The organism is Streptomyces sp. NRRL WC-3605, from assembly GCF_001509795.1.
Classification (GTDB): Bacteria; Actinomycetota; Actinomycetes; order Streptomycetales; family Streptomycetaceae; genus Streptomyces; species Streptomyces viridochromogenes.
On sequence record NZ_LLZN01000047.1, the window covers coordinates 21191 to 47627 of the forward strand.

At 71.2% G+C, this 26437-nt stretch carries 24 protein-coding genes and 1 riboswitch; of the genes, 17 read left to right on the forward strand and 7 right to left on the reverse strand.

Annotation, left to right across the window (positions count from 1 at the left end; genetic code table 11):
• Positions 1-7 precede the first annotated feature (7 nt).
• Positions 8-1264 (forward strand): sensor histidine kinase, encoded by a 1257-nt coding sequence (locus tag ADL34_RS12270; protein WP_062666473.1) that lies wholly within the window; start codon positions 8-10, stop codon positions 1262-1264.
• Entirely contained in the window at positions 1254-1901 is a 648-nt protein-coding gene (locus tag ADL34_RS12275) for a response regulator (RefSeq protein WP_062666475.1), read from the forward strand. Before ADL34_RS12270 ends, ADL34_RS12275 begins: the two co-directional genes overlap by 11 nt.
• Here ADL34_RS12275 and glgX read toward each other — a convergent pair whose 3' ends face one another.
• Positions 1902-4157: a glycogen debranching protein GlgX gene (gene glgX / locus ADL34_RS12280; protein ID WP_062666477.1), complete on the reverse strand. Its 2256-nt coding sequence runs from the start codon at positions 4155-4157 to the stop codon at positions 1902-1904.
• A 157-nt stretch (positions 4158-4314) separates the two neighbouring features.
• On the opposite strand from glgX, the gene ADL34_RS12285 reads away from it, so the two are divergent.
• From ADL34_RS12285 to ADL34_RS12305, 5 genes are all read left to right on the forward strand, one after another.
• Entirely contained in the window at positions 4315-5562 is a 1248-nt protein-coding gene (locus tag ADL34_RS12285; protein ID WP_062666479.1) for a L,D-transpeptidase, read from the forward strand.
• A 179-nt stretch (positions 5563-5741) separates the two neighbouring features.
• Positions 5742-6983: a L,D-transpeptidase gene (locus tag ADL34_RS12290; protein WP_179199211.1), complete on the forward strand. Its 1242-nt coding sequence runs from the start codon at positions 5742-5744 to the stop codon at positions 6981-6983.
• Between the two features lie 117 nt (positions 6984-7100).
• Positions 7101-7868, forward strand: a complete 768-nt coding sequence (locus ADL34_RS12295; protein WP_062666483.1) for an enoyl-CoA hydratase/isomerase family protein — start codon at positions 7101-7103, stop codon at positions 7866-7868.
• Positions 7869-8162: 294 nt separating this feature from the next.
• On the forward strand, positions 8163-8666 hold the full coding sequence (locus ADL34_RS12300) for an ATP-binding protein (protein ID WP_062666485.1): 504 nt from the start codon (positions 8163-8165) through the stop codon (positions 8664-8666).
• A 97-nt stretch (positions 8667-8763) separates the two neighbouring features.
• On the forward strand, positions 8764-8982 hold the full coding sequence (locus ADL34_RS12305) for an EF-hand domain-containing protein (protein ID WP_062666486.1): 219 nt from the start codon (positions 8764-8766) through the stop codon (positions 8980-8982).
• A gap of 49 nt (positions 8983-9031) precedes the next feature.
• Here ADL34_RS12305 and ADL34_RS12310 read toward each other — a convergent pair whose 3' ends face one another.
• The 5 genes from ADL34_RS12310 to gcvT form a co-directional block, all read right to left on the reverse strand.
• A complete protein-coding gene (locus ADL34_RS12310) occupies positions 9032-9589 on the reverse strand; it encodes a glycoside hydrolase family 25 protein (RefSeq protein ID WP_062666488.1) in 558 nt (185 codons plus the stop codon).
• 91 nt (positions 9590-9680) lie between these two features.
• The gene (locus ADL34_RS12315) at positions 9681-11048 is read right to left on the reverse strand and encodes an L-serine ammonia-lyase (protein ID WP_062666490.1); all 1368 of its coding nucleotides are present in this window, start codon (positions 11046-11048) and stop codon (positions 9681-9683) included.
• A gap of 103 nt (positions 11049-11151) precedes the next feature.
• Complete coding sequence (gene glyA, locus ADL34_RS12320) at positions 11152-12429, reverse strand: serine hydroxymethyltransferase (RefSeq protein ID WP_062666492.1); 1278 nt, start codon at positions 12427-12429, stop codon at positions 11152-11154.
• Positions 12430-12444: 15 nt separating this feature from the next.
• Positions 12445-12819: a glycine cleavage system protein GcvH gene (gcvH, locus tag ADL34_RS12325; protein ID WP_062666494.1), complete on the reverse strand. Its 375-nt coding sequence runs from the start codon at positions 12817-12819 to the stop codon at positions 12445-12447.
• A 136-nt stretch (positions 12820-12955) separates the two neighbouring features.
• Entirely contained in the window at positions 12956-14083 is a 1128-nt protein-coding gene (gcvT, locus tag ADL34_RS12330; RefSeq protein ID WP_062666496.1) for a glycine cleavage system aminomethyltransferase GcvT, read from the reverse strand.
• A gap of 153 nt (positions 14084-14236) precedes the next feature.
• Positions 14237-14335: riboswitch (glycine riboswitch) on the reverse strand.
• Positions 14336-14505: 170 nt separating this feature from the next.
• Here gcvT and ADL34_RS12335 point away from each other — a divergent pair.
• The 9 genes from ADL34_RS12335 (at position 14506) to ADL34_RS12375 (ending at position 24285) form a co-directional block, all read left to right on the forward strand.
• Entirely contained in the window at positions 14506-15174 is a 669-nt protein-coding gene (locus ADL34_RS12335) for an AAA family ATPase (protein ID WP_062666499.1), read from the forward strand.
• Between the two features lie 80 nt (positions 15175-15254).
• Entirely contained in the window at positions 15255-16046 is a 792-nt protein-coding gene (locus ADL34_RS12340; RefSeq protein WP_062666500.1) for an enhanced serine sensitivity protein SseB, read from the forward strand.
• Between the two features lie 83 nt (positions 16047-16129).
• Positions 16130-16918, forward strand: a complete 789-nt coding sequence (locus ADL34_RS12345) for an enhanced serine sensitivity protein SseB C-terminal domain-containing protein (RefSeq protein WP_062666502.1) — start codon at positions 16130-16132, stop codon at positions 16916-16918.
• 362 nt (positions 16919-17280) lie between these two features.
• A complete protein-coding gene (locus ADL34_RS12350) occupies positions 17281-18279 on the forward strand; it encodes an ABC transporter permease (protein WP_062666504.1) in 999 nt (332 codons plus the stop codon).
• Between the two features lie 35 nt (positions 18280-18314).
• Positions 18315-20087 (forward strand): ABC transporter substrate-binding protein, encoded by a 1773-nt coding sequence (locus ADL34_RS12355; protein ID WP_062666505.1) that lies wholly within the window; start codon positions 18315-18317, stop codon positions 20085-20087.
• A 69-nt stretch (positions 20088-20156) separates the two neighbouring features.
• Positions 20157-21164, forward strand: a complete 1008-nt coding sequence (locus ADL34_RS12360; RefSeq protein ID WP_062666507.1) for an ABC transporter permease — start codon at positions 20157-20159, stop codon at positions 21162-21164.
• Positions 21161-22258, forward strand: coding sequence for an ABC transporter ATP-binding protein (locus tag ADL34_RS12365; protein WP_062666509.1), 1098 nt, complete (start codon positions 21161-21163; stop codon positions 22256-22258). Before ADL34_RS12360 ends, ADL34_RS12365 begins: the two co-directional genes overlap by 4 nt.
• A complete protein-coding gene (locus ADL34_RS12370) occupies positions 22255-23565 on the forward strand; it encodes an ABC transporter ATP-binding protein (RefSeq protein ID WP_062666511.1) in 1311 nt (436 codons plus the stop codon). The genes ADL34_RS12365 and ADL34_RS12370 overlap by 4 nt, the downstream gene beginning before the upstream one ends.
• Positions 23566-23628: 63 nt before the next feature.
• Positions 23629-24285 carry a trimeric intracellular cation channel family protein gene (locus ADL34_RS12375; protein WP_062666514.1) on the forward strand — a complete coding sequence of 219 codons (657 nt, stop codon included), beginning with the start codon at positions 23629-23631 and terminating at the stop codon, positions 24283-24285.
• Here the strand turns inward: ADL34_RS12375 and ADL34_RS12380 are convergent.
• Positions 24194-25420 (reverse strand): alpha/beta hydrolase, encoded by a 1227-nt coding sequence (locus ADL34_RS12380; RefSeq protein ID WP_062666515.1) that lies wholly within the window; start codon positions 25418-25420, stop codon positions 24194-24196. The two genes, ADL34_RS12375 and ADL34_RS12380, sit on opposite strands and share 92 nt — an antisense overlap.
• 98 nt (positions 25421-25518) lie before the next feature.
• Between ADL34_RS12380 and ADL34_RS12385 the strand changes: the two genes are divergently transcribed.
• Positions 25519-26382, forward strand: coding sequence for a thioesterase family protein (locus ADL34_RS12385; RefSeq protein WP_062666517.1), 864 nt, complete (start codon positions 25519-25521; stop codon positions 26380-26382).
• Positions 26383-26437: the final 55 nt, after the last annotated feature.

The window sequence follows — 26437 nt, forward strand, 5'->3', positions numbered from 1 at the left end:
TGGTGCCATGACCCCGTCGGACCGGGACATCGAGCGACACTGGCGGACGATCCGCGCCAAGGGGCCGTACGTCCTGCTCGCCGTCGCCACGCTGCTGGCGCTGGCCACCGCCGAACTGACGCCCGCCGCGGGGGAGCGGGCGGCCGTCGGCGCGCTGGTCGCCGCCGGTCTCGGGCTGCAGCTGTGGTGGGGCCGCACGAGCCGCACCCGGCCCGCCCCGTCCGCCGCCGGGGCCGTGTACTACGCGCTGCGCTGGGCCCTCGGCTTCGCGCTGACCTGGCTCAACCCGTTCTTCGCGTTCTACGCGGCCGCCGGCTACTTCGACGCCGAGGAGCTGATACGGGGGCGGCGGCTGCGCTGGGCGGGGCCGTTCGCCTGCGCGGTCACCGTCTCCGGCTCGCAGGCCGGCGGGCTGCCGTTCCACCAGCCCGTGCAGTGGGCGGTGTTCGCCGCGCTCGTCCTGGTCAACGGCGCCCTCCTCGTCGTCGTCGGCCGCGTCACCGCCCAGCAGGAGGAGCGCTCCCGCGCCCGCGCCGAGACCATCGCCGAACTGGAGCGCACCAACGCGGCGTTGCACCAGGCCCTCGACGAGAACGCGGCCCTGCACAGCCAGTTGCTCGTCCAGGCACGGGAGGCGGGCGTCGCCGACGAGCGCCGCCGTCTCGCCGCCGAGATCCACGACACCCTCGCGCAGGGCCTGACCGGCATCATCGCCCAGCTCCAGGTCGTCGCGGGCGCTTCCGACCTGGCCACCGTCCGCACCCACCTCGACCGCGCCTCCGCGCTGGCCCGGCACAGCCTCGGCGAGGCCCGCCGCTCGGTGCACAACCTCGCCCCCGTCGCCCTGGAGCACGACGGGCTGCCGCGGGCCCTGAAGGGCACGGTCGCCGAGTGGTCCGAACGCACCGGCACCCGCGCCGACTTCACCGTCACCGGCACCGCCGAAGAGCTCCACGACGAGCTGTCCGCGACCCTGCTCCGCATCGCCCAGGAGGCCCTGTCCAACACCGCCCGGCACGCGGCCGCGACCCGGGTGGGCGTCACCCTCACCTTCCTCGGCGACGAGGTCATCCTCGACATCCGCGACGACGGGCGCGGCTTCGACCCGGACACCCTGCCCGAGCGCGGCCGGGGCGGCGGGTTCGGCCTGCCCGGGATGCGGGCCCGCGCCGAGCGCATCGCCGGCTGCCTCGCCGTGGAGTCCGAACCAGGGCGCGGCACCGCCCTGTCGGCTCGCGTACCGTTGGTGCGCCATGAGCCCTGACGCGTCCCCCATCACCCTGCTGATCGTCGACGACCACCCCGTCGTCCGGGACGGACTGCGCGGCATGTTCGAGTCCGCGCCCGGCTTCACCGTGCTCGGCGAGGCGGCGAGCGGCGAGGAGGCCGTGGAGCGCGCCGCCGCCCTCGACCCGGACGTGGTCCTGATGGACCTGCGGATGCCGGGCGGCGGCGGGGTCGCGGCCATCGCCCACCTCACCCGCACCGGCGCCCGCGCCCGGGTCCTCGTGCTCACCACCTACGACACCGACACCGACACGCTGCCCGCCATCGAGGCGGGCGCCACCGGCTATCTGCTCAAGGACGCCCCGCGCGACGAGCTGTTCACCGCCGTCCGGGCCGCCGCCGAGGGCCGTACGGTCCTCTCCCCGGCCGTCGCCTCCCGGCTGGTCTCCGCCGTGCGCGCCCCCGGGAACGAGCGCAACGAGCCGCTGTCGGCGCGCGAGCGCGAGGTCCTGGCGCTGGTCGCCCGGGGCACCTCCAACCGGGAGATCGCCCGCGAGCTGTTCATCAGCGAGGCGACCGTGAAGACCCACCTCACCCACCTGTACGCCAAGCTCGGCGTCAACGACCGCGCGGCCGCCGTCGCCACCGCCTACGAGCGGGGCATCCTCGGCTGATCAGCCGGCCACCCGCAGCAGCAGCACCGCCCGCTCCGGCACGGTGATCTCGGTGCCCGCCGGATGCTCCACGCCCGGCGCCCCGTCCTGCTCCTCCCGCGAGGTGTCGACGACCACCTCGTAGCGTCGTGCCCACGGCGTCCCCGGCAGGACGAACCGCACCGGCCGGTGCCCGGCGTGCAGGACCACGAGGAAGCTGTCGTCGAGGATCGGCGCACCGCGCTCGTCGCGGCCCGGGATGTCCCGCCCGGACAGATACATGCCCAGCGTGGCCGCCGGCGCGTACCAGTCGGCCTCCGTCATCTCCGTGCCGCGCGCGGTGAACCAGGCCAGGTCGCGCAGCCCGTCCGCCGAGTGCGGCCGGCCCGAGAAGAACGCTCGGCGGCGCAGCACCGGATGCCGGTGCCGCAGCGCGATCAGCCGGGCCGTCAGGTCGGACAGCGCCTTCCAGCCGGGCTCCTGGAGCAGCCCCCAGTCCAGCCAGCTGATCTCGTTGTCCTGGCAGTAGGCGTTGTTGTTGCCGCGCTGGGTGCGCCCCATCTCGTCGCCCGCGACCAGCATCGGCACACCCGTCGACAGCAGCAGCGTGGTCAGCAGGTTCCGCAGCTGGCGCCGCCGCAGCGCCAGGACGTCGGGGTCGTCCGTCTCGCCCTCGGCGCCGCAGTTCCAGGACCGGTTGTCGTTCGAGCCGTCCCGGTTGCCCTCGCCGTTCGCCTCGTTGTGCTTGTGCTCGTAGGACACCATGTCCCGCAGCGTGAAACCGTCGTGCGCGGTCACGAAGTTCACCGAGGCGTACGGCCTGCGCCCGCCCCACGCGTACAGGTCGCTCGACCCCGACAGGCGGTACCCGAGGTCCCGCACGTCCGGCAGCGCGCCGCGCCAGAAGTCCCGCACGGCGTCGCGGTAGCGGTCGTTCCACTCCGTCCACAGCGGGGGGAAGGCACCGACCTGGTAGCCGCCCGAGCCGACGTCCCACGGCTCGGCGATCAGCTTCACCCGCCGCAGCACCGGGTCCTGCGCGATCACGGCGAGGAACGGCGACAGCATGTCGACGTCGTGCATCGAGCGGGCCAGCGCGGCGGCCAGGTCGAACCGGAAGCCGTCCACCCCCATCTCCGTCACCCAGTACCGCAGCGAGTCGGTGATGAGCCGCAGCACGTGCGGCTGGACGACGTGCAGGGTGTTCCCGCAGCCCGTGTAGTCGGCGTAGCGGCGGGCGTCCGCCTGCAACCGGTAGTAGCCGCGGTTGTCGACGCCCTTCAGCGACAGCGTCGGGCCCAGCTCGCCCGCCTCCGCCGTGTGGTTGTAGACGACGTCGAGGATGACCTCGATCCCCGCCGCGTGCAGGGCGCGCACCATCCGCTTGAACTCGCCGACCTGCTGACCGGTCGTCCCCGAGGCGGCGTAGGCGGCGTGCGGGGCGAAGTAGCCGATGGAGTTGTAGCCCCAGTAGTTGCGCAGACCGCGCCGCAGCAGATGGTCCTCGTGCGCGAACTGGTGCACCGGCAGCAGCTCCACCGCCGTCACCCCCAGCCGCACCAGGTGCTCGATCGCCGCCGGATGCGCCAGCCCGGCGTAGGTGCCGCGCAGTTCCTCCGGGATGCCGGGGTGCAGCCGGGTGAAGCCGCGCACATGCAACTCGTAGATCACCGAGTCGGCCCAGGGCGTCTTCGGGCGGCGGTCGTCCTGCCACTCGTCGTCCGGGGCGTCGTCGTGCACGACCACGCCCTTGGGGACGTACGGCGCCGAGTCCCGCTCGTCGCGCACGGTGTCCGCGACATGCTGCTGCGGCCAGTCCCGGACATGGCCGTACACCTCGGGTGGCAGGCCGAAGTCGCCGTCCACCGCGCGCGCGTACGGGTCGAGCAGCAGCTTCGCCGGGTTCCAGCGGGCGCCGGTCCACGGGTCCCAGCGGCCGTGCACCCGGTAGCCGTAGCGCTGCCCCGGCATCACCCCCGGCACGAAGCCGTGCCAGATCTCGTGCGTCAGCTCGGTCAGCCGGCCGCGGGTCTCCTTGCCCCGCTCGTCGAACAGGCACAGCTCCACGGCCTCCGCCCCGCCCGCCCACAGCGCGAAGTTGGTGCCCGCCACCCCGTCCGGGCCCACCCGGAAGCGGGCGCCGAGCGGCACCGGCGTCCCCGGCCACACGGGCACCCCCGGGGCCCTGCCGCGTGCCCCGTTCACCGCGGTGGCCGGGCGCTCCTCCTCAGCGGCGACCGCCCCGGCCACCGCCTCCTGCTCGGCTGCGCTCGACACCTGACGGCCTCCCACGGCTCAGGGACCACACGCGCAGGGCAGGGGGCCGCGGCCGTCCCGTACCGCGGCTCCCCGTCGCGTCGTCTCCCCACTGTTCTGCCCACCGCGTAGCTCGCACTCACGTTTCCCCGGGGCCGCCCCCGTCGTTGGGGTCTTCGTGAGGCACGTACAAGGGCGCGCGCGGCGCGCGGTGGCCGTGGTGGCCGCCGTACTGACATGGGCGGGAGCGCTGGCCGGAGTGGCCGGCTGCACGGAGGACGGTGACGCGGCCGGGCTCGGCCAGATGCTGAACAAGGCACCGGCCCCCGAGGACGTCATCCGGGTGACGCCCGGCGACGGCACCAAGGGCGCGTCCCCCGGCGACCGGCTGCTGGTCCGGGTGCGCAGCGGGCGCCTGGAGTCGGTGCGGGTGGTGAAGTCGCAGGACGCCGAGGAGACACCGGTTCCCGGGCACATCTCCAAGGACGGCCTGCGCTGGGAGCCGGACGAGCCCCGGCTCGCGCTGGCCGCCCGGTACAGGGTCGACGCGGTGGCCCTCGACGGCCACGGACGCCGCAGCGCACGGCACACGACCTTCACCACCTACGTCCCCGAGAAGCGGTTCATCGGCTACGTCACCCCCGAGGACCGCGCGACCGTCGGCACCGGGATGATCGTCTCCCTGGAGTTCAACCGCGCGATCGCCCACCGGGCCGCCGTGGAGCGCGCCGTCCGCGTCACCGCCGAACCGGCCGTCGAGATCCGCCCGCACTGGTTCGGCGCGAACCGCCTCGACTTCCGCCCCGAGCACTACTGGAAGCCCGGCACCCGGGTCACCGTCGCGCTGGACCTGCGGGACGTCGAGGGTGCACCGGACGTGTACGGCCTGCAGCGCAAGACGTTCTCCTTCACCGTCGGCCGCCACCAGGTCTCCGTCGTCGACGCGGCCCGGCACACCATGGAGGTGCGGCGCGACGGTGCCCTGCTGACCACCGTGCCGGTCACCGCGGGCGCCCCCGCGACGACCACCTACAACGGCAGGATGGTGGTCACCGAGATGCTCGAACTGACCCGGATGAACGGCGCCACCGTCGGCTTCAAGAAGGCCGACGGCAAGGGCGAGTACGACATCCCCGACGTCCCGCACGCCATGCGGCTGACCCGCTCGGGCACGTTCCTGCACGGCAACTACTGGGCGGACGCCTCCGTCTTCGGGAACAGCAACGTCAGCCACGGGTGCGTGGGCCTGCGGGACGTCAAGGGCGGCGGCTCCGACACCCCCGCGGGCTGGTTCTTCGACCGCAGCCTCATCGGGGACGTCGTCGAGGTCGTGCACAGCAACGACAAGCAGGTCGCCCCGGACAACGGCCTCGGGGGATGGAACATGGGCTGGAGGCAATGGAAGGCGGGGAGCGCCGTCAAGTAGGCGGCGGACGCCGCCGGGTGGGGCGGCGGGGGGCCGTCCCGCCCGCCCGGTGATGTTGGAACGAAACGGTGACAGACGCACCGACGTCTACGACCTGACCTTGTGGTTAATATGCGCCGATGAGCGCGGTGGACGCGCGGGGGAGTGGGCCCGCTGAGGCCCGGGGGAGGGACACGGAATTGAACGTGCGGCCGATATCGGGGGCGTCGGTTGACGCACGCGCACGGCGCGGACGCAAGGGCATGGCGGCACTGGCCGGAGTGCTGCTGCTGGCCGTCACCGCGTGCGGTGGCGGCGGCGGATCGGACGAGGGCGCGGACGCGGCCAAGGGCGGGGACTCCTCGCAGGCCGAGGCCCGCACGTCCCGCGCGGAGGTGACGATAGCCCCGAAGGACGGGGCGAAGTCCGTCGACACCAGCGGCGCGCTGAAGGTCACCGCGGCCAAGGGCCGGCTGACCGCCGTCGAGGTCGAGGACGCGAAGGGGAACGCGGTCGACGGCAAGATATCCGGCGACGGCGCCAGCTGGACGCCGTCCCGCCATCTCGCCGCCTCCACCACGTACACGGTGCACGCGGTCGCCAAGGACACCGAGGGTGTCGAGACCACGCAGGACTCCGACTTCACGACGCTCACCCCGAAGGCCACGTTCCTCGGCAGGTTCACCCCCGAGGACGGCTCCAAGGTCGGGGTCGGCATGCCGTTCTCCCTCCGCTTCGACCGGGGCATCACCAACCCGGAGGATGTCGAGAAGGCCATCACCATCAAGACCGAGCCGGCCGTCGAGGTCGCCGGTCACTGGTTCGGCAACGACCGCCTGGACTTCCGGCCCGAGAAGTACTGGAAGGCCGGCACCAAGGTCACCGTCGACCTCGACCTCGACGGCGTCGAGGGCCGCGACGGCGTCTACGGCAAGCAGGACAAGAAGATCACCTTCACCATCGGCCGCAGCCAGGTGTCCTACGTCGACGTGAAGACCAAGAAGATGAAGGTCACCCGCGACGGCAAGACCATCAAAACCATCCCGGTCACGACGGGCGCGCCCGGCTACGAGACCTGGAACGGCCAGATGGTCATGACGGAGAAGTTCGTCCAGACCCGGATGAACGGCGACACGGTCGGCTACGAGGGCGAGTACGACATCAAGGACGTGCCGCACGCCATCCGCCTGACCGACTCGGGCACCTTCATCCACGGCAACTACTGGGCGAGCGGCGCCTTCGGCAACAGCAACGCCAGCCACGGCTGCGTCGGCCTGCGCGACGTCAAGGGCGCCTGGGACAAGAACGCCCCGGCCGCCTGGTTCTACGACCGCTCGATGATCGGCGACGTCGTCGTCGTGAAGAACTCCGCCGACGCCACGGTGGCCCCGGACAACGGCCTGAACGGCTGGAACATGTCCTGGGAGAAGTGGAAGGCGTAGCTCCCGCCTGCTGACGGCCCCGGTGCGGCTCCCGCACCGGGGCCGTTCGCGTTCCCGGTGCGGGATGTGACCGACCGCACCCCTCCGCCGTGGGTTAGCCCCCGTTAACCTGCTCGCATGACCGTGAATCTCGAAGTCGCCGAAGGTGTCGGTACCCTCCGTCTCGACCGGCCGCCGATGAACGCGCTGGACGTCGCCACCCAGGACCGGCTCAAGGAGCTCGCCGAGGAGGCGGGCCGCCGGGACGACGTGCGGGCCGTGGTGATCTACGGCGGGGAGAAGGTGTTCGCGGCCGGCGCGGACATCAAGGAGATGCAGGCCATGGACCACACGGCGATGGTCCTGCGCGCCCGCGCCCTGCAGGAGTCCTTCACCGCGGTGGCCCGCATCCCCAAGCCTGTGGTGGCCGCGGTGACCGGCTACGCGCTCGGCGGCGGCTGCGAGCTGGCGCTGTGCGCCGACTTCCGCATCGCCGCGGACAACGCCAAGCTGGGCCAGCCCGAGATCCTGCTCGGCCTCATCCCGGGCGCGGGCGGTACCCAGCGGCTGGCCCGCCTGGTCGGCCCGTCGAAGGCCAAGGACCTCATCTTCACGGGCCGGATGGTCAAGGCCGACGAGGCCCGCGAACTGGGCCTGGTGGACCGTGTGGTGGCGGCCGACCAGGTCTACGCCGAGGCGCACGCCTGGGCGGCGAGGCTGGCCCAGGGTCCGGCGCTCGCGCTGCGCGCGGCCAAGGAGTCCGTCGACACGGGCCTGGAGACCGACATCGAGACGGGCCTCGCCGTCGAGCGGAACTGGTTCGCGGGCCTGTTCGCGACCGAGGATCGCGAACGCGGGATGCGGAGCTTCGTCGAGGAGGGTCCCGGCAAGGCGAAGTTCCTCTGACCCGTCCGCGCGGTCCGGTGAAAGTCCGCCGTAACCCTTGCAATTGACGCCGTGTCTGACCCGGCTCCCTCGATGGGATGGTTTATGGCAGCCTTAAGACAGCCTTAAGCGTGCCTTGTCGAGGGAGCCGGTCAAGGGCCGTCGAAGGGCCTTCCGCCGCAGCTCAGCGGGGCTGTGGGCGGCTCCGAACTGCCGTTGGCATATGCCGATCGGCTGCGGCGGAATGACCGCTTCCGGGGGGTGTATTCCTCGGGAACGGCCACGCGGAGCCCCGCGGACGGCCATGATGGGGGCATGGCGGGGCTGGAGGGTATCGAACAGCCGCGGGGACACAGCCGTGCGGCCGCGGCGCGCTGGTCGCCGGCGGTCGAGGACGACACTGCCGCGAAGGCGCTGGAGCTGTTCGGCAATCCCACGGAGGCCGAAGTTCCGCTGCCGTCCCGCCCCGAATCCGCCGCCACCGCGCGCCGGCTGACCCAGACGGTGGTCCTGCGGCAGTGGGCCCTGAGCCCCAGGATGGCCGAGGACGCCGTGCTCCTCGTCTCCGAGCTCGTCGGCAACGCCGTCCGCCACACCGGCGCCCGGGTCTTCGGCTTACGGATGCGCCGCCGCCGCGGCTGGATCCGTATCGAGGTCCGCGACCCCTCCCGCGGTCTGCCCTGCCTGATGCCGGTCCAGGAGATGGACGTCAGCGGCCGGGGGCTCTTCCTCGTCGACAAGCTCGCCGACCGCTGGGGCGTGGATCTGCTGCCCCGCGGCAAGACCACCTGGTTCGAGATGAGGGTCACCGAACGCTGAGGGCCGCCCCGCCTCCGCGAACGGTTAATCTGACCTGCGGCAAAAAGCCAGCACGACACGACTTGACGCGAGTACACGCGAGTAGAGGGGCGGACCGGTGGCGCACATCGACATCGAGGAAGCACGCAAGCAGTTCGAGCGCATCGATGCGGACGGCGACGGCACCATCACCGCCGCCGAGTTCAAGAGCGCCCTCGCCCAGGGCGGCGACTGGAACGTCACCGAGGCCGTCGCCGAGGCCATCATCAAGAGCCGCGACCTCAACGGCGACAAGGTGCTGTCCTTCGACGAGTTCTGGGCCTTCCTGAACAAGTAGGACTCGGCAGGACCCGTGAAGGGGCGCCCTCCCCTCGGAGGGCGCCCCTTCAGGCGTTCCCGGCCCACTCCCGCAGCGCCGCCTTGCTGGAGAAGTTCCCGACGTTCTTGTCCAGGGGGTCGTCCGTGTACTGGTGGAAGCGCCACTTCGCCTTGATCCGCGGCTTGCCCTTGGTGACGTAGTCGGCGATCCACAGGCCGTCCCCGGCGTACGACGTCGTGTCGACGTTCAGCCAGTAGTGACGGTTGCAGTAGAGGACCACCCGGTTGTCCGGCCGCTTCTCCTTTAGGAGGCGGATGAACCGGTCCTTCTCCGCGTTGCTCGCGTGGGTGCCCTCGCCGGTCGTCTCCCAGTCGACGGCGAGGATGTCACCCGCCTTCTCCGGCGCGTGCTTCAGGAAGTAGTCGGCCTGGGCGGTCAGGTTCCCGGGCCACAGGAAGTGGTAGTAGCCGACGACCAGACCCGCGTCACGGGCCCGCTTCGTCTGGGCGGAGAGCTTGGGGTTGACGTACGAGCGGCCCTCCGTCGCCTTGACGAAGACGAAGGAGAGACCGTCGGTGTCGTAGGACGAGGACTGGTACGCGCTCACGTCGATGCCGCGCAGCATGGGGGACTCCCTGAGTGCCGTGGGGGGGACAGGAGTTGACCTGGCTCATGCCCCACCGTGGCACGGCTGACGCGTCATGGACGTGGAATCGTCAACATTCGATGATGTTGACCGCGAGCCCGCCGCGCGCCGTCTCCTTGTACTTGACGGACATGTCGGCGCCCGTGTCCTTCATCGTCTTGATGACCTTGTCCAGCGACACCTTGTGCGAGCCGTCGCCGCGCATCGCCATCCGGGCCGCCGTGACCGCCTTGACGGCCGCCATGCCGTTGCGCTCGATGCAGGGGATCTGCACGAGGCCCCCGACCGGGTCGCAGGTCAGGCCCAGGTTGTGCTCCATGCCGATCTCGGCGGCGTTCTCCACCTGCTCCGGCGAGCCACCCAGCACCTCCGCCAGGGCGCCCGCCGCCATCGAGCAGGCCGAGCCGACCTCTCCCTGGCAGCCGACCTCGGCGCCGGAGATCGAGGCGTTCTCCTTGAAGAGCATGCCGATCGCGCCCGCGGCCAGCAGGAAGCGGACCACGCCCTCCTCGTCGGCGCCGGGCACGAAGTTGATGTAGTAGTGCAGGACGGCCGGGATGATGCCCGCGGCGCCGTTCGTCGGGGCGGTGACCACCCGGCCGCCGGCGGCGTTCTCCTCGTTCACGGCCATGGCGTAGAGCGTGATCCACTCCATGGCCAGTGCCTTCGCGTCCCCCTCGGAACGCAGCTTGCGCGCGGTGTTCGCGGCCCGGCGGCGCACCTTCAGCCCGCCGGGCAGGATGCCCTCGCGGCTCATGCCCCGCGAGACGCACTCCCGCATCACCCGCCAGATCTCCAGCAGGCCCTCGCGGATCTCCTCCTCGGTGCGCCAGGCCCGCTCGTTCTCCAGCATCAGCGCCGAGATCGACAGGCCCGTCTCACGGGTCAGCCGCAGCAGCTCGTCGCCCGTGCGGAAGGGGTACTTCAGGACGGTGTCGTCGAGCTTGATCCGGTCCTCGCCGACGGCGTCCTCGTCGACGACGAAACCGCCGCCCACCGAGTAGTACGTCTTCGTCAGCAGCTCGGCCCCCTGGGCGTCGTACGCCCACAGGGTCATGCCGTTCGCGTGGTAGGGCAGGGCCTTGCGGCGGTGCAGGACCAGGTCGTCGTCGAAGGAGAACGCGATCTCGCGCTCACCGAGCAGCCGCAGCCGGCCCGACTCCCTGATCGACTCCACCCGCCGGTCCGCGGACTCGACGTCCACGGTGCGCGGCGAGTCGCCCTCCAGGCCGAGCAGCACCGCCTTCGGGGTGCCGTGCCCGTGTCCGGTGGCGCCCAGCGAGCCGTACAGCTCGGCCCGGACGGCGGTGGCGGACTCCAGCAGGCCCTCGTTGCGCAGCCGGCGCGCGAACATACGGGCCGCCCGCATCGGGCCGACCGTGTGGGAGCTGGACGGGCCGATGCCGATCGAGAACAGGTCGAAGACCGATATGGCCACGGAAACTCCTCGGTGCGGGGTGGTGCGGGGTGGTGCGGAGGGCCTTCCCCGGGGGCCCCGCACCTTCGAGTGTGCGGGACGCCCCGGGAAAGGGACGACGGTCCTACTTGTTCAGACCGGCGTAGAGCGGGTGCTTGTCGGCGAGCGCCTTCACCCGTGCCTTGAGCGCCTCGGCGTCGTACGACGGCTTCAGCGTCTCGGCGATCACGTCCGCGACCTCGGTGAAGTCCTCCGCGGTGAAACCGCGGGTGGCCAGCGCCGGGGTGCCGATGCGGAGCCCGGAGGTCACCATCGGCGGACGCGGGTCGTTCGGGACCGCGTTGCGGTTGACCGTGATCCCCACCTCGTGGAGGCGGTCCTCGGCCTGCTGCCCGTCCAGCTCGGAGTCCCGCAGGTCGACCAGGATCAGATGCACGTCCGTGCCGCCGGACAGCACGTTCACCCCGGCCTCGCGGGCGTCGGCCGCGGTCAGCCGGTCCGCGAGGATCCGGGCGCCCTCGACCGTGCGGCGCTGGCGCTCCTTGAACTCCTCGGAGGCCGCGACCTTGAAGGAGACCGCCTTGGCGGCGATCACGTGCTCCAGCGGACCGCCCTGGAAGCCCGGGAAGACGGAGGAGTTCAGCTTCTTCGCGAACTCCTTGCCGCGGGCCAGGATGATCCCGCCGCGCGGACCGCCGAGCGTCTTGTGGGTGGTGGAGGTGACCACGTCGGCGTGCGGCACCGGGTTGGGGTGCAGCCCGGCCGCGACCAGACCCGCGAAGTGGGCCATGTCCACCCACAGGTAGGCGCCGGTCTCGTCGGCGATCCGGCGGAAGGCCGCGAAGTCCAGCTGGCGCGGGTACGCCGACCAGCCCGCGATGATCACCTTCGGGCGGTGCTCCTTGGCCAGGCGCTCCACCTCGTCCATGTCGACCAGACCGGTCTCGGCGTCCACGTGGTACGCGACCACCTGGAACTGCTTGCCGGAGAAGTTCAGCCGCATCCCGTGGGTGAGGTGGCCGCCGTGCGCCAGGTCCAGACCCAGGATGGTGTCGCCGGGCTGGGCCAGCGCGAACAGCGCGGCCTGGTTGGCGGAGGCGCCCGAGTGCGGCTGCACGTTGGCGTACTCGGCGCCGAACAGCTCCTTGACCCGGTCGATCGCGATCTGCTCGGCGACGTCGACGTGCTCGCAGCCGCCGTAGTAGCGCCGGCCGGGGTAGCCCTCGGCGTACTTGTTCGTCAGGACCGAGCCCTGCGCCTCCATGACGGCGAGCGGGGCGAAGTTCTCCGACGCGATCATCTCGAGGGTGGACTGCTGACGCTCCAGCTCGGCGTCGAGCGCGGCGGCGACCGCCGGGTCCAGCTCGTGCAGGGGCGTGTTCAGAAGGGAGTTCTCAGACATGGGGGCTACGGCTCCTCAGCCGGCGGTGTGGGCGGCGTACTCGTCGGCGGAGAGCAGGTCGGCCGGCTCCTCCGTGACGCGCACCTTGAACAGCCAGCCGCCCTCGAAGGGGGCCGAGTTCACCAGGGCCGGGTCGTTCACCACGTCCTCGTTGATCTCGGTGACCTCGCCGGTGACCGGGGAGTACAGGTCGGAGACGGACTTCGTCGACTCCAGTTCGCCACAGGTGTCACCCGCGGTCACGGTCGAGCCGACCTCGGGGAGCTGGGCGTAGACGACGTCGCCGAGCGCGTTCGCCGCGAACTCGGTGATGCCGACCGTGGCGACGCCGTCCTCGGTCGCGAGCCACTCGTGCTCCTTGCTGTAACGCAGCTGCTGGGGGTTGCTCATGGCCTGAATTCTCCTGTACGCGCGGGAGTGGTGATGAAGGGGGGACGGGGGAGACGGACGTGGCAGCGGCGGGCGCGCGGGCGCACGCCGCCCTGCCAGTCTGTACGCGCGGCGGCGCTCGTGCCGCTCGCGGGTTCTACTTCTGGCGCTTGTAGAACGGCAGCGCCACGACCTCGTACGGCTCGTGGCTGCCGCGGATGTCCACGCCGACACCGGGGGTGCCCGGCGCCGCGTGCGCGGCGTCGACGTACGCCATGGCGATCGGCTTGCCCAGGGTGGGGGAGGGGGCGCCCGAGGTCACCTCGCCGACGACCTCGCCGCCGGCGACGACCGGGTACCCGGCGCGCGGGACCCGGCGGCCCTCGGCGACCAGGCCGACCAGGACGCGCGGCGGGTCCGTCTCGGCCTTGGCGGCGGCCTCCCGGAGCGCCTCGCGCCCCACGAAGTCGCCCTCCTTCTCGAACTTCACCACCCGGCCGAGCCCGGCGTCGAAGGGGGTGAGGGAGGTCGTCAGCTCGTTGCCGTACAGCGGCATGCCGGCCTCCAGGCGGAGCGTGTCCCGGCAGGACAGACCGCAGGGGACCAGGCCGGCGCCCTCGCCGGCCTCGGTGAGCGCCTGCCACAGTGCCACGGCGTGCTCCGGCTTCACGAACAGCTCGAAGCCGTCCTCGCCGGTGTAGCCCGTGCGGGCGATCAGGGCGGGCACGCCGGCGACCGTGCCGGGCAGGCCGGCGTAGTACTTCAGGCCGTCGAGGTCGGCGTCGGTGAGGGACTTCAGGATGCCGGGGGACTCGGGACCCTGGATGGCGATCAGCGCGTAGGCGTCGCGGTCGTCGCGGACCTCGGCGTCGAAGCCGGCCACCCGCTCGGTCAGGGCGTCCAGCACGACCTGGGCGTTGGAGGCGTTGGCGACGATCATGTACTCCGTCTCGGCGAGCCGGTACACGATCAGGTCGTCGAGGATGCCGCCGTCGGCCTGGCAGATCATGGTGTAGCGGGCGCGGCCGACACCGACGGACGCGATGTTGCCGACCAGGGCGTGGTTCAGGAAGGCGGCCGCCTGGGCGCCGGTGACCGTGATCTCGCCCATGTGGGACAGGTCGAACAGGCCGGCCCGGGTGCGCACCGCGGTGTGCTCGTCGCGCTCGGAGCCGTAGCGCAGGGGCATGTCCCAGCCGGCGAAGTCGGTCATGGTGGCGCCGAGCGAGCGATGCAGGGCATCGAGCGCGGTACGGCGCGGTGCGGAGGCTGCGGTACTGCTCATCGGTCGGTCTTCTCCAAGGGCAGACGGGCGAGGAACGTTCCTCCCCATCTGTCATCGGAACCTGAGAGGTTCGCCACGACCCCCGGAGGGGAAGTTCATGGCTTGCACCTTGGGTGGGGCCACCGCGCACGGTGACCCGCTTTTCAGATGTGCCTCGCCCGCGCGGTAACGGGGCCTGAGAGATTCAAGGGAGGGACTTGCTCCTTCGGCGCCCCGGCGGCGTACTGCCGGGGACTCTCCCGCGCGGATTCAAACGGCCGGTATGCAGTTGGCGCCGCCATCATCGCATGCCCGGCCCCCTCCGCCCCAGGCCGCATCTGTAACCGGCCTGTGGCAGTAAGCGAACGAAATCGGAGGCGAGACTCCATTACCTTCTCTTTACACGCGGTGGGGACGGGGAAGCCTGTATGCGGAGGAGGACGATGACGGTGAAGCGCACCTCGGCGTACGCGACGACCACGGGCATCGCCCTGCCCGGGCAGCCGGCCGCCCCCGCCGTCGAGACCGGCGCGCCGGCGCCCGTCGTCCGCGACCTGCGCGAGCGCTCCGGGCGCAGCCCGCACGCCCTGCTCTTCGGCCCGCGCGACCTCGTCGTGATCACCGGTCTGCCCGGCAGCGGCAAGTCCACCCTGATGCGGCGGACCGTGCGCGGCCCCCGCGTCGACTCCCAGGACACCCGGGACCGCTGGGACGCCCGGATGCCCGGCCTCCTGCCCTACGCCCTCTACCGCCCCCTGGTCCGGCTCTCCCACTACACCGGTCTGCGCCGTGCCGTCCGGAGCGGGGGCGGGCTCGTCGTGCACGACTGCGGTACCCAGGCGTGGGTGCGCGGCTGGCTGGCCCGGGCGGCCCGGCGCCGCGGCGGCGTCCTGCACCTGCTGGTGCTCGACGTCGACCCGGACACCGCGCTGGCGGGACAGCGCGAGCGCGGCCGGGGCGTCTCCCGGTACGCCTTCCTGCGGCACCGGCGCGCCGCCGTCCGGCTGATGCGCGCGATCACCGCCGGCGACCTGCCCCGGGGCTGCGGCTCCGCGGTGCTGCTCGACCGGGACGCGGCCGCGGCACTGCGCCGGATCGGCTTCACGGGCTGACCGGGCCCCCGCCGGACGGTGGGGGACCCCGGTAGCCTTTCGACCCTCAGACGTGATTCACAGCAGGCGGTCACCCACAGATGGACTTCGCAGCGGATCTCCCCGCGGACTTCCCGGCAGGCTCACCTCTCCACCCGCACGGCGGCTGGCCCGGCAACGAACTGGAGGAGGTGCTCTCCGCCTCCCTCGGCCTGCCCTCGGCCGGCGCCCGGATCGTGGAGGTGCTGGGCCGCAGCTTCGTCTGGGTCCCGCTGCCCAACGGCGGTGGCCCGCACAGCGGTCCGCTCGACCTGCCCGGCATGGAGATCGACGGCCAGGGCTACGTCCCGGTGTTCTCCTCCGAGGAGCAGTTCCGGCAGGTCGTCGGCTCCCACATGGCGTACACCGTCGCCCCGGCCGTGGAGTTCGCCCGCGGACTGCCCCCGCACGTGGGCATCGCCGTCAACCCGGGCGGGGTGGTCGGTGTGCCGCTGCCCCCGGCGGCGGTGGCCGAGGTGTGCCGGTCGGGCCGCACCCCGCTGGACGGCCCCGCCTCCGGCGGCCGCGTCAAGCTCTACGAGCCCGACTGGCAGGACGACCCGGTCGACTTCCTGTCCGCGGCCTCCGCCGAGTTCGCCGCGACCGGCGTCGTCGCCACGGCCCGCCGCTGCCTCGCCGCGATCGAGACGGGCCCGCCGGTCATGTTCGTCGGCGTCGAACTGACCCGGTGGGACGGCGATCTGAGGGCGGCCCCCACGGACGCCCTGGGCCGCGCCCTCGGCCGCGTGCCCGTGCCCTGGCCGGTCAACCTGGTCCTCCTCGACGTGGCCCAGGACCCGGTCATCGACTGGATGCGGGCGAAGGTCCGCCCCTTCTACACGCGCGAGCCCTGAGACCCCGAGCGGAGCGGCCAGGATCCGAAGGGCAGGCCCTAAGCTGGGGTCACAGCCATGTTTTCCCGAAGGGGCGGTAAAAGGTGAGCGCGAGCGGCACAACCTCGACCGGGCAGGTCGAGCACATGCTGCGCCAGGTGACCCCCGGGCGCTACGACGCCTACGAGGCCCTCCTGCGCGCGCTCGCCACCCCGGCCACCGGCCAGGTCTGGATGCTGCTGTGGCACGGTCAGGCGGGCTCCCCGGACGCCCAGTACGGGAACATGGAGGTCGATGGCCACGGCTACGCCCCGTGCGTCACCTCCGCCCAGGAGCTGTCGGCCAGCGGCTGGAACCGCAGTTACGAGGTCGTCGACGGCCTCGACGTGGCCCGCACCCTCTACCCCGACCACTACGGCCTCTGGCTGAACCCGCACGCCCCGGGCGGCGGCGTCGGCATCCCCTGGCTCGACCTGCGCCGGATCGCCACCGGCCTGGACCGTCAGCCGGCGGGCCCGCTGCGGCTGTCGGAACCCGCCATCGAGGTCCCGCAGTTCTACGCCCTCCTCGCGCAGAACGCCCACCGGACCCCGGCCGTGCGCACGCTGCGCCGCGCCTGGGTGCAGCCCGCGCTCGGCGCGCCGTACCTGGCGATCGGCCTGGACGTCTACGACACGAGCCCGCCCGCCGTGGACGCGGTGCGCTCGATGATGCTCCAGTCGGTCACCGCGGTCCCGGACGGACTGCCGGTCTCGACCGTCGCCCTGGCCGACGAGGACGACCCGGTGGCGATGTGGATGCGGTCGGCCGCGCGGCCGTTCTACGACCGTGAGGCACACGCTCCCGCCCCCGCTTCGGGCTATGGCTACCCTCCGGCACAGGGCCGTTACTGAGCTTCGACTTGCCATGACGGGGTTTCGTCCCTCCCCCCTCGGTCGTAGGTGCGAACGCCTCCCGGCTGTGGTTTCCCAGGTGGATCTCCGCGCGTAGATGCGATCGGAAGGTCCCGGTCCGCCCTCATACGCCCCAACTGGTACGCGTCCGGCCCCTGTTACCCGCTGTTCGGATAACGGAATCCCCCAAACAGCATCACGGTTGCGCATCCTTTCCCCGTCAGCTCTGGCGACTGATCGGCCCCGCATTGAAGACTCCCCGCTAGGCACGGGCCGGTCGGCCCTGTGTGCGAGTGAGAGCAACCGCTACCGCGGCAGCCAGGGGGGTCGGCAACCGCCGGCCGAGAGGGGTCAATTCCACTGTGACCGCACCGATCGAGACAACGGGAGCGGAGGCTGGAGCACAGCCCGAGGCCGTGCTCTCCGGGATCGAGAAGAGCAAGATCGAGGGGCGTTCGCTGGGGCAGATCGCCTGGTCCCGTTTCAAGAAGGACAAGGTGGCCGTCGCCGGCGGCGTCATCGTCATCCTGCTGATCCTGCTCGCGATCCTGTCGCGTCCCATCCAGGCGATGTTCGGCCTGGACCCCAACGCGCTCAACCAGGACCTCATCGACCCCAACACCTCGCTGCCGAAGGGTGACTTCGGCGGGATGAGCTGGGAGCACCCGCTGGGTGTCGAGCCGAAGTTCGGCCGCGACATCGCCACCCGCATCCTCGAGGGCTCCTGGGTCTCGCTGGTCGTCGCCTTCGGCGCCACGCTGCTGTCCAACACGATCGGCGCCATCCTCGGCGTCGTGGCCGGCTACTACGGCGGCCGGGTGGACACGATCATCAGCCGCCTGATGGACACCTTCCTGGCCTTCCCGCTGCTGCTGTTCGCCATCGCCATCTCGGCCACCCTGCAGGGCGGTGCCTTCGGCCTGGAGGGCCTGCCGCTGCACATCAGCGTGCTGATCTTCATCATCGGTTTCTTCAACTGGCCGTATCTGGGCCGCATCGTCCGCGGTCAGACCCTGGCCCTCAGGGAGCGCGAGTTCGTCGACGCCTCCCGGGGCATGGGGGCCAGGGGGCCGTACATCCTCTTCCGGGAGCTCCTCCCGAACCTGGTCGGCCCGATCATCGTCTACTCGACGCTGCTCATCCCGACGAACATCCTTTTCGAGGCCAGCCTGAGCTTCCTCGGTGTCGGCATCCAGCCCCCGCAGGCGTCGTGGGGCGGCATGCTCAACCAGGCGGTCGACTTCTACGAGGTCGACCCGCAGTTCATGATCGTGCCCGGCCTCGCCATCTTCGTCACCGTCCTGGCGTTCAACCTGCTCGGCGACGGTCTTCGTGACGCTCTCGACCCGCGCAGCCGCTGACCGGCGGACGCGGCGAGAGTCCAGAATTTCCAACAATGGAGGGGAAGCAGACCATCATGCGAAGGTCAACGCTGGCCGCGGTTGCGGTCGTCGGCAGTGCGAGCTTGCTGCTTTCGGCCTGCAGCAAGGCCGATGACAAGTCGGACAACAACGGATCGAAGTCGGCTGGGGCCAACGCCGCGACCAAGGACGTCGTCAACGCCTCCACCCAGAAGGGTGGGACGGTCACGTACGAGTACTCCGACGTCCCGGACTCCTTCGACCCGGGCAACACGTACTACGCGTACATGTACAACCTCAGCCGGCTGTACGCCCGCCCGCTGATGACGTTCAAGCCCGGTGCCGGCGAGTCCGGCAACGAGCTGGTCCCGGACCTGGCCTCCGCCCCCGGCGAGCCCAGCGACGGCGGCAAGACCTGGACGTACAAGCTGCGTCCGGGCCTGAAGTACGAGGACGGCACCCCGATCACGGCCAAGGACGTGAAGTACGCCGTCGAGCGCTCCAACTTCGCGCGTGACGTGCTCTCCCTCGGCCCCAGCTACTTCCAGCAGTTCCTCGAGGGCGGCGACAAGTACAAGGGCCCGTACAAGGACAAGAGCGACAAGGGCATCTCGTCCATCCAGACGCCGGACGACAACACCATCGTCTTCAAGCTGAACCGCGCCTTCCAGGAGTTCGACTACCTGGTCGCCACCCCGCAGACGGCCCCCGTGCCGAAGGCGAAGGACACCGGCGTCGACTACGTCAAGAAGATCGTGTCGTCGGGCTCCTACAAGTTCGAGAGCTACCAGGAGGGCAAGGAAGCCGTCCTGGTCCGCAACGAGAACTGGGACGCCAAGACCGACCCGCTGCGCAAGCAGTACCCGGACAAGGTCGTCGTCAAGCTGAAGGTCAACGCCGAGACCATCGACCAGGACGTCATGGCCGGCAAGGCCATCGACCTCGGTGGTACCGGTGTCCAGGCCGCGACCCAGGCGAAGGTCGTCAACTCCTCGGACCAGAAGGCCAACACCGACAACACCTACGGTGGCCGCCTGGTCTACATGGCGATCAACACCAAGCTCGCGCCGTTCGACAAGGTCGAGTGCCGCAAGGCCGTGGAGTTCGCGGTCAACAAGGTCTCCGTGCAGACCGCCCTCGGCGGCCCGATCCGCGGTGACATCGCCTCCACCGTCCTGCCGCCGGACATCCCGGGCTACCAGAAGTCCGACCTGTACGCCACGCCGGGCAACAAGGGCGACGTCGCCAAGGCCAAGGAGCAGCTGAAGGCCTGCGGCAAGACGTCGATCGACACCAACATCTCGGCGCGCAGCGACCGTCCCGCGGAGATCGACGCGGCCACCGCGATCATCGACTCGCTGAAGAAGGTCGGCATCAACGCCAGCCTGAAGCAGTTCCCGTCGGGCAAGTACTTCACCGACGCCGCGGGTGTCCCGAAGTTCAACAAGAAGCAGAACATCGGTCTGCACATGATGCAGTGGGGTGCCGACTGGCCGTCCGGCTACGGCTTCCTGCAGCAGATCCTGCACAGCGACGCGATCGGCGACTCCGGCAACACCAACCTGTCGCAGCTCGACAACAAGGACGTCGACTCCCTGCTGGAGAAGGCGATCGCCAGCCAGGACCAGGGCGAGCGTGACGGCCTCTACGCGGAGATCGACAAGAAGGCGATGGAGGAGGCGGCCCTCGTTCCGCTGACCTACTTCAAGGTCCTGCTGTACCGCCCCGCCGGATTCACCAACCTGGTGTCGACGGCTGCCTTCAGCGGTCAGTACGACTACCTCAACATCGGTACGACCAAGAAGTAGCCCCGGAAGGCAGGTGAAGGCTTTGGTGCCCGCGGGCCTCGCGGCCCGCGGGCACCAGCGCCGATCCCCGTGATCTCGTACATCCTCCGCCGGACGCTCGCGGCAGTGATCCTGCTGCTGGTCGTCACCGCGGTCACCTTCGCGATCTTCTTCCTGCTGCCCAGACTCGCCGGCCAGACGGCCGACCAGCTGGCCCAGCAGTACATCGGGAAGAGCCCCACCCAGGCCGACATCGAGGCGGTCAAGCAGAACCTCGGTCTCGACCAGCCCGTGTACGTCCAGTACTGGGACTTCATCAAGGGGATCGTCTCCGGCGCCACCTACGACCTCGGCCCCACCACGGCGCACTGCAGCGCGCCCTGCTTCGGCTACTCCTTCAAGACGCACGTCGAGGTCTGGCCCCAGCTCACCGACCGGCTGCCCGTCACGGTCTCCCTGGCCGCCGGTGCCGCCGTGCTGTGGCTGGTGGGCGGTGTGACGGCCGGTGTGATCTCCGCGCTCAAGCCGCGGTCGTTCGCCGACCGGACGTTCATGGGTATCGCCCTCGCGGGTGTCTCGCTGCCCATGTTCTTCACCGGCCAGCTCGCGCTGTTCCTCTTCACCTTCCAGTGGCCGATCTTCGGCCGCGAGTACGTCCCGTTCACCGAGAACCCCTCGCAGTGGGCCAACACCCTCTTCCCCGCGTGGTGTTCGCTCGCCCTGCTGTACTCGGCCATCTACGCGCGGCTCACCCGCTCGGGGATGCTGGAGACGATGAACGAGGACTTCATCCGCAGCGCCCGCGCCAAGGGCCTGCGGGAGCGGAAGGTCGTGGTCCGGCACGGTCTGCGGGCCGCGCTGACCCCGATCATCACCGTGTTCGGCATGGACCTCGGACTCCTGCTCGGCGGTGCCGTGATCACCGAGACGGTGTTCTCCCTGCACGGCATCGGCGAGTACGCGGTGCAGTCCATCCGGGACAACGACCTGCCGCCGATCCTCGGCGTCACGCTCCTGGCCGCCTTCTTCGTCGTGCTCGCCAACTTCCTGGTGGACCTGTTGTACGCCGCCGCCGACCCGCGGGTGAGGATCTCGTGACCGAACTCTCCAAGACCGGTGCCGCAGTGGGGGAGCCCGTGAAGGGCCCCTCCGACGGCTCCACGGCGTTCCTCGATGTCCGTGACCTCAAGGTGCACTTCCCGACCGACGACGGTCTGGTCAAGTCCGTCGACGGCCTGAGCTTCTCGCTGGAGAAGGGCAAGACCCTCTGCATCGTGGGCGAGTCCGGCTCCGGCAAGTCGGTCACCTCGCTGGCCGTCATGGGCCTGCACCGGCTCGGCGCACGCGGCAAGAACGTGCGGATGTCCGGCGAGATCTGGCTCGGCGGCAAGGAGCTCATCTCCGCCGAGCCCGACGAGGTGCGCCGGCTGCGCGGCCGCGAGATGGCGATGATCTTCCAGGACCCGCTGTCCGCGATGCACCCGTACTACACGATCGGCAGCCAGATCGTGGAGGCGTACCGGGTCCACCACGACGTCAACAAGAAGACCGCGCGCAAGCGGGCCATCGAGATGCTCGACCGGGTCGGCATCCCCGAGCCCGGCAAGCGCGTCGACAACTACCCGCACGAGTTCTCCGGCGGTATGCGCCAGCGCGCGATGATCGCGATGGCGCTGGTCAACAACCCCGAGCTGCTCATCGCGGACGAGCCGACGACCGCCCTCGACGTGACCGTCCAGGCGCAGATCCTCGACCTCATCCGCGACCTGCAGAAGGAGTTCGGCTCCGCGGTCGTCCTCATCACCCACGACCTCGGCGTGGTCGCCGAGATCGCCGACGACGTCCTCGTGATGTACGGCGGCCGGTGCGTGGAGCGGGGCTCCGTCGACGACGTCTTCGAGCGGCCGCAGCACCCCTACACCTGGGGCCTGCTCGGCTCGATGCCGCGCATCGACCGCGAGACCTCCGAGCGGCTCATCCCCGTCAAGGGGCAGCCGCCGAGCCTCATCAACGTCCCGTCGGGCTGCGCCTTCCACCCGCGCTGCCCGTACGCCGACATCCCCAAGGGCGATGTCACCCGTACCGTGCGCCCGGAGCTCCAGCCGGTCGGCAGCGGACACTTCTCCGCCTGCCACCTCTCGGCTGAGGACCGCACGCGGATCTGGACCGAAGAGATTGCGCCGAAGCTGTGAGTGAGACGAAGAAATCGGACGCGGCCGTCCCGGCCCAGGCGTCGGCCCCCGCCGCCGAGCGCGAGGTGCTGCTGAAGGTCGAGGGCCTGCAGAAGCACTTCCCGATCCGCAAGGGCGTCCTCCAGCGTCAGGTCGGCGCGGTCAAGGCCGTCGACGGCATCGACTTCGAGGTGCGCAAGGGCGAGACCCTGGGCGTGGTCGGCGAGTCCGGCTGCGGCAAGTCGACCATGGGCCGGGTCATCACCCGCCTCCAGGACCCGACGGGCGGCTCGATCCACTTCGAGGGCAAGGACATCACGCGGCTGAACACGGCCGGGATGCGTCCGCTGCGGCGGGACATCCAGATGATCTTCCAGGACCCCTACGGCTCGCTGAACCCGCGGCACACCATCGGCTCCATCGTCTCGGCGCCGTTCCGGCTGCAGGGCGTCGAGCCCGAGGGCGGGGTGAAGAAGGAGGTCCAGCGGCTCCTGGAGCTGGTGGGTCTCAGCCCCGAGCACTACAACCGCTACCCGCACGAGTTCTCCGGCGGCCAGCGCCAGCGCATCGGCATCGCCCGGGCGCTCGCGCTGAAGCCGAAGCTGGTCGTGGCGGACGAGCCGGTCTCCGCCCTGGACGTCTCCATCCAGGCGCAGGTCGTCAACCTCATGGACGACCTCCAGGAGGAGCTCGGCCTGACCTACGTGATCATCGCGCACGACCTCTCGGTCGTCCGGCACGTGTCGGACCGCATCGCGGTGATGTACCTCGGCAAGATCGTCGAGCTCGCCGACCGCACCTCGCTGTACGAGGCGCCGATGCACCCGTACACCAAGGCCCTGATGTCGGCCGTGCCGGTGCCGGACCCGAAGCGCCGGGGCGCCAAGAGCGAGCGCATCCTGCTCCGCGGCGACGTGCCCTCGCCGATCGCGCCGCCGCCCGGCTGCCGCTTCCACACGCGGTGCTGGAAGGCGACCGAGGTCTGCCGGACCGTGGAGCCCCCGCTGCTGGAGCTGCGGCCCGGCCAGCGCGTGGCCTGCCACCACCCGGAGAACTTCGAGGACCAGCAGCCGCAGGACACGGTGCTGCTCACCGCCGCCAAGGAGGCCGCCGAGCTGGTGGCCGACGAGGTGCTCGCGGAGTCGGCGCAGACGTCGGCCGCGGTGGCCGCGGAGGTCGCGGCGGTCGCACCGAAGACGGGGAAGGCCGCCGAGCCGGCCGCCGAGGCATCGGAGCCGGCCGCCGAGGCATCGGAGCCGGCCGCCGAGGCGCCGGAGCCGGCCGCTGGGAAGTCCTCCGACGCTCCCGCCGAGGGTGACGACAAGTAGCCACGTCGCGGCCCCCGCCTTCTTTTGTAAGGCGGGGGCCGTTTTCTGCGTAAGAATGTACGGGTGCTCCAGCAACTGTTCACCCCGTCCGTCCAGCACACGCTCGACCTGATCGGAATCTTCGTGTTCGCGATCTCGGGCGCCCTGCTCGCGGTCCGCAAGAACTTCGACGTCTTCGGCATAGCCGTCCTCGCCGAGGTCACGGCCCTGGGCGGCGGACTGTTCCGGGACGTGGTCATCGGTGCCGTGCCGCCGGCCGCGTTCACGGACCTGGGGTACTTCCTCACCCCGCTGCTCGCCGCGCTCCTGGTGTTCTTCCTCCACCCGCACGTGGAGCGCATCCAGACCGGCGTGAACGTCTTCGACGCCGCGGGCCTCGGCCTGTTCTGCGTCGCCGGGACGGCGAAGGCGTACGACTACGGGCTGAACCTCACCGCCTCGGTCGCCCTGGGCCTGGCGACCGCCGTCGGCGGCGGTGTGCTGCGCGACGTGCTCGCCAACGAGGTGCCGTCACTGCTGCGCTGGGACCGCGACCTGTACGCCGTCCCCGCGATCGTCGGCGCCTCGCTGACCGTGCTGTGCATCCACTACGACGCCCTGACCCCGGTCACCGGCACGCTCGCGGCGGTCACGGCCTTCGTGCTGCGGCTGCTCGCCATGCGGTTCCACTGGCGGGCTCCGCGTGCGTGGAACCGGCGCTCGACCGTGCGAGAGGAGTAGCGCGGGGCGCGCCGCGCGGCGCCATCAGCTCGCTCAGCCACCGGAAGGCCGGCACGACCTGCGGCTTCCACAGCGCCATGGTGTGGCCTCCGGCGCTCGGCGGGACGAACACGACGTCCACGCGCGTGGGTGCCCGCGCGGCGCGATCGAGGGCCTGCGCGGCCTCGTACCCGTCGCCGGGCTGCCCGGACAGGTACAGCGCGACGGGCGGCGGGGCGGGGGAGCGGGTCAGCAGCGTGTACGGGTCGTTGGCGGAGCGCAGCGCGGGGGTGCGGGCCGCGAGCGAACCGGCCTCGGCGGCCGGGTCGTTGTACCCGGACAGACCGACGGCGGCGCGGTAGCGGTCGGGGTGGGCCACGGCCAGCTTGACCGCGCAGTGGCCGCCCGCCGAGTAACCGGCCACGGCCCAGCCGTCGGGCGCGGCCCGCGCCCGGAAGTTGTCGGTGACCATCTTCGGCACGTCCACGCTCAGCCAGGTGTCGGCGTTCACCCGCCCCGCGATGTTGGCGCACCCGGTGTCCACGCCCGGCAGCAGGTTGGTCCGCGGCGAGACGAGGATGAACGGCTCGATCCGCCCCTCGCGCATCAGCGGCGCCAGCTGCTCGGTGGCGTCCATCGACCCGAACCAGGCCTTGGAGGAGCCCGGATAGCCGGGCAGCAGCTCGACGACCGGGAACCGGTGCTCGCGGTAGGCGGGGTCGTCGTACTGGGGCGGCAGCCACACGTTGACCTCGGCATGGACCCCCGACACCCGCCCGTCGAGCTGGGTGACGAGCACGCCGCCCTCGGTCCGCATGCCGGGCCCCCTGCCCCGCTCGAAGGTCTGGCGGACCCGGGGCAGGGTCTCCAGGGCTATCCCGCCGGTGCCGCTCGCGCCGAGGTCGACGGCCTCGCGGACGTGGTCGCCGGTCCCGAGGACGTCGTCCCAGTTGTCGTAGAGCTGGTTGGAGTTGTTGACCAGCGTGAAGACCAGGGCGACCGCCGTGGCCTGGGCGAAGAGCAGCATGGCCAGCCGGGCGGCGCCCCGGGCGAACCGGGGTCCGGGCACCCGTGACCAGAGGGCCAGCGGCAGGGCGACGGCGGCGACGCACAGCACGGCGAGCGTGGCGAGGAACGGGGTCCCGGTGAGACTCATGTCCTCATAGAGGGGCGAAGCGGGCCCCGGGGTTCACCGGAGAGCCTCCGCCGACCGAAAAGCTACCGCTTAGTAGTCAGTTGTTGTACCGTTCAGCCATGTCAGAAGCAGCCTCCGCCACCACGGCCCGGCGGGCCACGATCGGCGACAGCGAGTTCGACCGCGACACCGCGCTCACGCGGCGCGAGCCCGGCGTGTACGACATCGATCTCTCCGCCGGCTGGACGATCATCAGCGCCGTCAACGGCGGCTATCTGCTGGCGGTCCTCGGCCGCGCCCTCGCGGACGCCCTGCCGCACGGCGACCCGTTCACGATCTCCGCGCACTACCTGACCGCGTCCCAGCCGGGCCCCGCGGTCGTGCGCACGGACGTCGTCCGCACGGGCCGCACCCTCTCCACCGGCCAGGCCTCGCTCTTCCAGTACGACGACGAGGGCAACGAGGTCGAGCGCATCCGCGTCCTCGCCTCCTACGGCGACCTCGACGCCCTCCCCGACGACGTCCGTACGACGGCCGTGCCGCCGGCGATCCCGCCCATCGAGCACTGCTTCGGCGCCGACGACGGCCCCGCCCCCGTCTCCGGAAGCTCCGCCATCACCGAGCGGCTGATGCTCAAGCTCGACCCCGCCACCGTCGGCTGGGCGATCGGCCGGCCCTCCGGCAAGGGCGAGATGCGGGCCTGGTTCGGGCTGGCCGACGGCCGGGACGCCGACCCGCTCTCGCTGCTGCTCGCCGTGGACGCCCTGCCGCCCACCGCGTTCGAGATCGGCATCTCCGGCTGGGTCCCGACCGTCGAGCTGACGGTCCACGTGCGCCACCGTCCCGCGCCGGGCCCGCTGCGGGTCTCCATCACCACCCGCAACCTCGCGGGCGGCTTCCTGGAGGAGGACGCGGAGGTCTGGGACAGCGAGGACCGGCTCGTGGCCCAGTCCCGGCAGCTGGCGCGGGTGCGGCTCGGCTGAGGCCCGTCCACGCGTGACGAGGGGCGGCGCTCCCGGTGAACCGGGGTGCCGCCCC

Excerpts from the sequence above, each read along its gene's own strand:
- ADL34_RS12295 (WP_062666483.1), top strand. The coding sequence starts at position 7,101 with ATGACCGTGAATCTCGAAGTCGCCGAAGGTGTCGGTACCCTCCGTCTC.
- ADL34_RS12270 (WP_062666473.1), top strand. The coding sequence starts at position 8 with ATGACCCCGTCGGACCGGGACATCGAGCGACACTGGCGGACGATCCGC.
- ADL34_RS12300 (WP_062666485.1), top strand. The coding sequence starts at position 8,163 with ATGGCGGGGCTGGAGGGTATCGAACAGCCGCGGGGACACAGCCGTGCG.
- glyA (WP_062666492.1), bottom strand. The coding sequence starts at position 12,429 with ATGTCTGAGAACTCCCTTCTGAACACGCCCCTGCACGAGCTGGACCCG.
- gcvT (WP_062666496.1), bottom strand. The coding sequence starts at position 14,083 with ATGAGCAGTACCGCAGCCTCCGCACCGCGCCGTACCGCGCTCGATGCC.
- ADL34_RS12310 (WP_062666488.1), bottom strand. The coding sequence starts at position 9,589 with ATGCTGCGCGGCATCGACGTGAGCGCGTACCAGTCCTCGTCCTACGAC.
- ADL34_RS12340 (WP_062666500.1), top strand. The coding sequence starts at position 15,255 with ATGGACTTCGCAGCGGATCTCCCCGCGGACTTCCCGGCAGGCTCACCT.
- ADL34_RS12335 (WP_062666499.1), top strand. The coding sequence starts at position 14,506 with ATGACGGTGAAGCGCACCTCGGCGTACGCGACGACCACGGGCATCGCC.
- ADL34_RS12275 (WP_062666475.1), top strand. The coding sequence starts at position 1,254 with ATGAGCCCTGACGCGTCCCCCATCACCCTGCTGATCGTCGACGACCAC.
- ADL34_RS12380 (WP_062666515.1), bottom strand. The coding sequence starts at position 25,420 with ATGAGTCTCACCGGGACCCCGTTCCTCGCCACGCTCGCCGTGCTGTGC.
- gcvH (WP_062666494.1), bottom strand. The coding sequence starts at position 12,819 with ATGAGCAACCCCCAGCAGCTGCGTTACAGCAAGGAGCACGAGTGGCTC.
- ADL34_RS12355 (WP_062666505.1), top strand. The coding sequence starts at position 18,315 with ATGGAGGGGAAGCAGACCATCATGCGAAGGTCAACGCTGGCCGCGGTT.
- ADL34_RS12385 (WP_062666517.1), top strand. The coding sequence starts at position 25,519 with ATGTCAGAAGCAGCCTCCGCCACCACGGCCCGGCGGGCCACGATCGGC.